This window comes from Sphingorhabdus sp. (assembly GCF_044374345.1).
GTDB lineage: Bacteria > Pseudomonadota > Alphaproteobacteria > Sphingomonadales > Sphingomonadaceae > Sphingorhabdus_B.
In genome coordinates this window covers 1-4,481 of the sequence record NZ_JBILOS010000130.1, presented here as the reverse complement: position 1 = coordinate 4,481, position 4,481 = coordinate 1, and the positions used below count along the sequence as shown (strand labels likewise).

At 57.3% G+C, this 4,481-nt stretch carries 5 protein-coding genes; 3 read left to right on the top strand and 2 right to left on the bottom strand.

What is annotated here, in order from left to right; genetic code table 11:
- Positions 1–521: TonB-dependent receptor plug domain-containing protein (locus tag ACIQ5B_RS10355; protein WP_397598948.1), on the bottom strand; the 521-nt coding region annotated here is incomplete at its 3' end.
- A 340-nt stretch (positions 522–861) separates the two neighbouring features.
- Between ACIQ5B_RS10355 and ACIQ5B_RS10350 the strand changes: the two genes are divergently transcribed.
- Both ACIQ5B_RS10350 and queA read left to right on the top strand, forming a co-directional pair.
- Positions 862–1,497 carry a peptidylprolyl isomerase gene (locus ACIQ5B_RS10350; protein WP_397598949.1) on the top strand — a complete coding sequence of 212 codons (636 nt, stop codon included), beginning with the start codon at positions 862–864 and terminating at the stop codon, positions 1,495–1,497.
- A gap of 16 nt (positions 1,498–1,513) precedes the next feature.
- On the top strand, positions 1,514–2,542 hold the full coding sequence (queA, locus tag ACIQ5B_RS10345; RefSeq protein WP_397598947.1) for a tRNA preQ1(34) S-adenosylmethionine ribosyltransferase-isomerase QueA: 1,029 nt from the start codon (positions 1,514–1,516) through the stop codon (positions 2,540–2,542).
- A 15-nt stretch (positions 2,543–2,557) separates the two neighbouring features.
- Here queA and pyk read toward each other — a convergent pair whose 3' ends face one another.
- A complete protein-coding gene (pyk, locus tag ACIQ5B_RS10340) occupies positions 2,558–4,006 on the bottom strand; it encodes a pyruvate kinase (RefSeq protein ID WP_397598946.1) in 1,449 nt (482 codons plus the stop codon).
- Between the two features lie 80 nt (positions 4,007–4,086).
- Between pyk and ACIQ5B_RS10335 the strand changes: the two genes are divergently transcribed.
- Entirely contained in the window at positions 4,087–4,389 is a 303-nt protein-coding gene (locus ACIQ5B_RS10335) for a DUF1244 domain-containing protein (protein WP_397598945.1), read from the top strand.
- Positions 4,390–4,481: the final 92 nt, after the last annotated feature.

Sequence of the window (4,481 nt, the reverse complement as noted above, 5' to 3'; positions counted from 1 at the left end):
GAGAAATCATTCTTCAGAATGAAGTTAACAACACCACCAACGGCGTCAGCGCCATAAGTGGTCGATGCGCCACCGGTAAGAACGTCAACGCGCTCAACCAAAGCGAGCGGAATGTTGTTCAAATCGACCTGACCGCCAAAACCGGCGGGCACGATACGATCGCCGTCAAGCAATACGACGTTACGGTTTGAACCAATGCCGCGCAAGTTAACGTACGATGCACCACCGTTGCCGTTATTGACCGCGGAACCGATCGAAGCGACAACGCCTGGGATTTCACGAAGAACTTCTTCGGCCAGGTTGGACTGAAGCAGTTCCATTTCTTCGGCAGAAGTTACGTTCACCGGAGCCGAACGCTCAAGGTTCGGGTTGGTAATGAGCGAACCCGTTACGACGATTGCTTCAACGGTTTCTTCTTCGGCTGCCGCATCCTGAGCGAATGACGGCGTTGAGATCAACGCCAGACCCAGTGCGAGCGGTGCCGCTGCATATTTCAAATTGCTGATACGTGTGTTTTTCACGATATAGCCCCTATAATAGCGCCCCATTCCAACGACTTATCGCGTCCTGGTGGCTGTTAAACTCCCCAGCTTTTTCACTCAAATCGCACATGCAAAGCACGAACGGATCAAAGAGAAATCTCTCCGGGTTGGCTGCGCTGTGGCGAATTTCCTAGGTTTACGCAACAAATTGGGCGGATATGACAATAATATTTCGGGGCTGTCACTTTTATGCAACAGTGACTTATCCACAGACTTCGCCTCTGCGGGGCTAACTCGGCGCAGGCCGAAAATCGTTCATGACAGCGACAGCGTCGTTCGTTATGAGGGCGGCACTTCAGTTATAAAGGCGGTCTTTTTGATGTTTTCACGCATATTTTTGTCGAAGCTGACTGCGCTCATTTTAGGCGGGCTGTTCCTTGCGGGCGCTCCCGCACTCGCGCAAACGCCAGCGACTGCGCCTACGCCCGTTGCGCCTGACCTTGAAAATATGTTGGTGCTCGATTTGTCGACGGGTGGCCGCGTCACCATTCAGATGTTCCCCGCCGTTGCACCCGCGCATGTGGAACGGATCAAGACGCTGACGCGTCAGGGCTTTTACAATGGCGTTATCTTCCACCGCGTGATTGAGGGCTTCATGGCGCAAACCGGCGATCCCACGGGCACTGGCCAAGGTGGGTCGGAGCTTCCCGATCTGAAGGCCGAGTTTAACAAAATGCCGCATTTGCGCGGAACAGTGTCGATGGCACGCACCAATGATCCAGACACGGCCAACAGCCAGTTCTTCATCTGCTTTCAACCGCGCTTCAGCCTCGACAACAAATATACCGTCTTTGGCCGCGTGACATCCGGCATGCAGTTTGTCGACGCCATTGAACGGGGCGAACCACCCGCGAACCCAAGCAAAGTGCTTCAGGCATCGATTGCGGCAGACAATGTCCCACCGCCCGCATTTTCCGCGCAGCCCGTGGCCTTAGGCCAGCCAAGCGTTAACTAACCGCTGCGGTAACATCATGCGCGTAGACCTGTTTGACTTCGAGCTTCCGCCCGAGCGGATCGCGCTGCGGCCTGTTAGCCCGCGGGATTCGGCGCGCATGCTATGCGTCGGCGGCGAAGGCAACATGGTCGATGCTTCAGTCAGCGACCTCCCGCAAAAGCTGCGCAAGGGCGACTGCCTGATCTTCAACGACACGCGCGTTATTCCGGCGCAGCTTACGGGCCGCAGGGGCGACGCCACCATTGGTGCGACCTTGCATAAACGCATCGATCTGCGCCGCTGGCAAGCGTTCATCCGCAATGCAAAGCGCCTGCATATTGGTGACTGCATTGATTTTGGCCAAGGCGTCTTGGCCAAGGCCGAAGAACACCATGACGACGGCAGCTTTACATTGTTTTTTGAAGGCGATGAACCGGTCGAAGTCTTGCTGCATCGCGCCGGCACGATGCCATTGCCGCCCTATATCGCTGGCAAGCGGCCAACCGATGCGCGCGATGCCGAAGATTATCAGACGATGTTCGCGCAAAAGGATGGCGCCGTCGCCGCGCCTACCGCGTCACTGCATTTCACCCCCGAATTGATGCAGGCGGTGCACGATGCCGGGATAGAAACCGCGACGCTTACCTTGCATGTGGGCGCAGGTACATTCTTGCCGGTAAAGGTCGACGACACCACAAACCACCGCATGCACAGCGAGTGGGGCAGCATTGATGTCGAGACAGCGGATCGGCTCAACAGCATTCGTGAAAGCGGCGGCCGCTTGATCGCGGTCGGCACCACCTCGCTGCGCCTTGTCGAGAGCGCCGCCGACCAAAATGGCCTGGTGCACCCGTTTGAAGGCGACACCGATATCTTCATCACGCCGGGCTACAGGTTTAAGGCCATCAATGGCCTCATGACCAACTTTCACTTGCCAAAATCAACGCTGTTCATGCTGGTGAGCGCGCTGATGGGCCGTGAGACGATGCAAGCGGCCTATGCCCATGCAATCTCCAACGAGTACCGGTTTTACAGCTATGGCGACAGCAGTCTTTTACTGCCCTGATCGCGAAAACGGACTTTAATGGCCCTTCAGCTCATCGCCGGTCAGCCGGACGATGTGCAACACATTTGTTGAACCGGGTGTACCAAATGGCACGCCAGCCATGATGACAATGCGTCCACCGGCATGGCCCAAATGATAGCGCAGCGCCATGCGCTTGCCCTTGGCGACCATTTCTTCGAACGATCCAATATCCTTGGTCCGCACAGCAAATGCGCCCCATAGGAGCCCTAAGCGGCGCGCGGTCGATTGGCTGGCGGTCAGCACCAAGAGCGGCACGGATGGCCGCTCGCGCGAAATCCGCCGCGCGGTCGAGCCTGATGATGTGAAGCAGACAATGGCGCTAGTTTCTATAGTGTCGACAATCCGTCCGCTCGCCTCGGCCAGCGCATCGGCCGTGGTGGAATCGGCCGGGGTCTCGGTGAAGTGGATACGCTTGTAGAAATCGGGATCACTTTCGACCTGTTGCGCAATGCGGTCCATGATCGACACCGCTTCAATCGGCCAGGCGCCCGCCGCCGTTTCGGCAGACAACATGACCGCGTCGGCACCATCATAAATCGCAGTTGCAACGTCCGACACCTCGGCGCGGGTGGGCGATGGCGATACGATCATCGATTCCAACATTTGCGTCGCAACGACCACCGGCTTGCCCATGCGCCGTGCGGTCGACACAATCTTTTTCTGCAAAGGTGGCACTTGTTCGGGCAGCATCTCAACGCCCAAATCACCGCGCGCGACCATCACGCCGTCGGCGAGTTCCACAATTTCTTCCAACCGTCCGATTGCGGCAGGCTTTTCAATCTTCGCCAGCAACGCAGCCTTATCACCGATCAGCTTCTTGCCCTCGGCAACATCTTCTGGCCGCTGGACAAAGGACATCGCGATCCAATCCACGCCCTGCTCCAGCGCAAAGGCAAGGTCCGAACGGTCCTTTTCGGTCAGCGCGGCAATGGGGATGACGACGTCAGGGACGTTCAGCCCCTTGCGGTTCGACAATGCGCCGCCAACTTCCACCATTGTATTGATATATTCCAGCCCGATTTCGGTGACCCGCAGAACAAGCTTACCATCGTCGAGCAACAGCCGTGCGCCGACTTCCAATGCGGCAAAGATTTCGGGATGCGGCAAATATACGCGGTGCGCGTCCCCCGGTGTGTGGTCGGTATCCAGCCGGAAAGCATCGCCCGTGTGCAATTCCACTTTGCCCTCGGCAAAGGTGCCGACGCGCAGCTTGGGTCCTTGCAAATCCACCAAGATTGTCGTGGGCCGGTTATAGGCTTTTTCAAGCGCGCGGATATTGGCGATCAGCTGCGCCTTGTCGGCTTGCTCGCCATGGCTCATATTCACGCGGAAGGCATCGGCACCAGCGCGGAACAGCTTTTCGATCATTTCGGGCGTGTCGCTGGCGGGGCCCAATGTCGCCAATATGCGGACCTTGCGCATACGTGGCTTGTGATATTGCATATAAATGGCTCCGCGATATGGATTTTGACGTTCGCACTCCCCATAACGCGGCATATCACCAACGGAAAGGGCGCATAGCTATGCAACAGGACAAGGAAATATCAGACACCGCAGCCGCAGCCGCATTTCGCCGCCTCGTGACCCATTTGCAGCACCGCCACGATGCGCAGAATATCGACCTGATGGGCCTTGCCGGTTTTTGCCGCAATTGCCTCGCCGATTGGGTGATGGAGGCGGATGGCGCGCTGACCAAAGATGAAGCACGCACCCTCATCCACGGCATGCCCGCGGCAGAATGGAAGGCGAAGCATCAGACCGAAGCCACGCCCGAACAATTGCAACGCATGAAGGAAAGCGTGGCGAAAAACGCCCCTTCGCATTAAGGCGCTGTCATCTTGATTCGGGTGCGCAGGCACCGACCAACACCACAGGGAGAATATCATGGCCGAAGGCAATATCGCCGCCGATCAACTGC

What these genes read in the sequence shown, in the direction of transcription:
- ACIQ5B_RS10350 (WP_397598949.1), top strand. Translation starts at nt 862, where the DNA reads ATGTTTTCACGCATATTTTTGTCGAAGCTGACTGCGCTCATTTTAGGC.
- queA (WP_397598947.1), top strand. Translation starts at nt 1,514, where the DNA reads ATGCGCGTAGACCTGTTTGACTTCGAGCTTCCGCCCGAGCGGATCGCG.
- pyk (WP_397598946.1), bottom strand. Translation starts at nt 4,006, where the DNA reads ATGCAATATCACAAGCCACGTATGCGCAAGGTCCGCATATTGGCGACA.
- ACIQ5B_RS10335 (WP_397598945.1), top strand. Translation starts at nt 4,087, where the DNA reads ATGCAACAGGACAAGGAAATATCAGACACCGCAGCCGCAGCCGCATTT.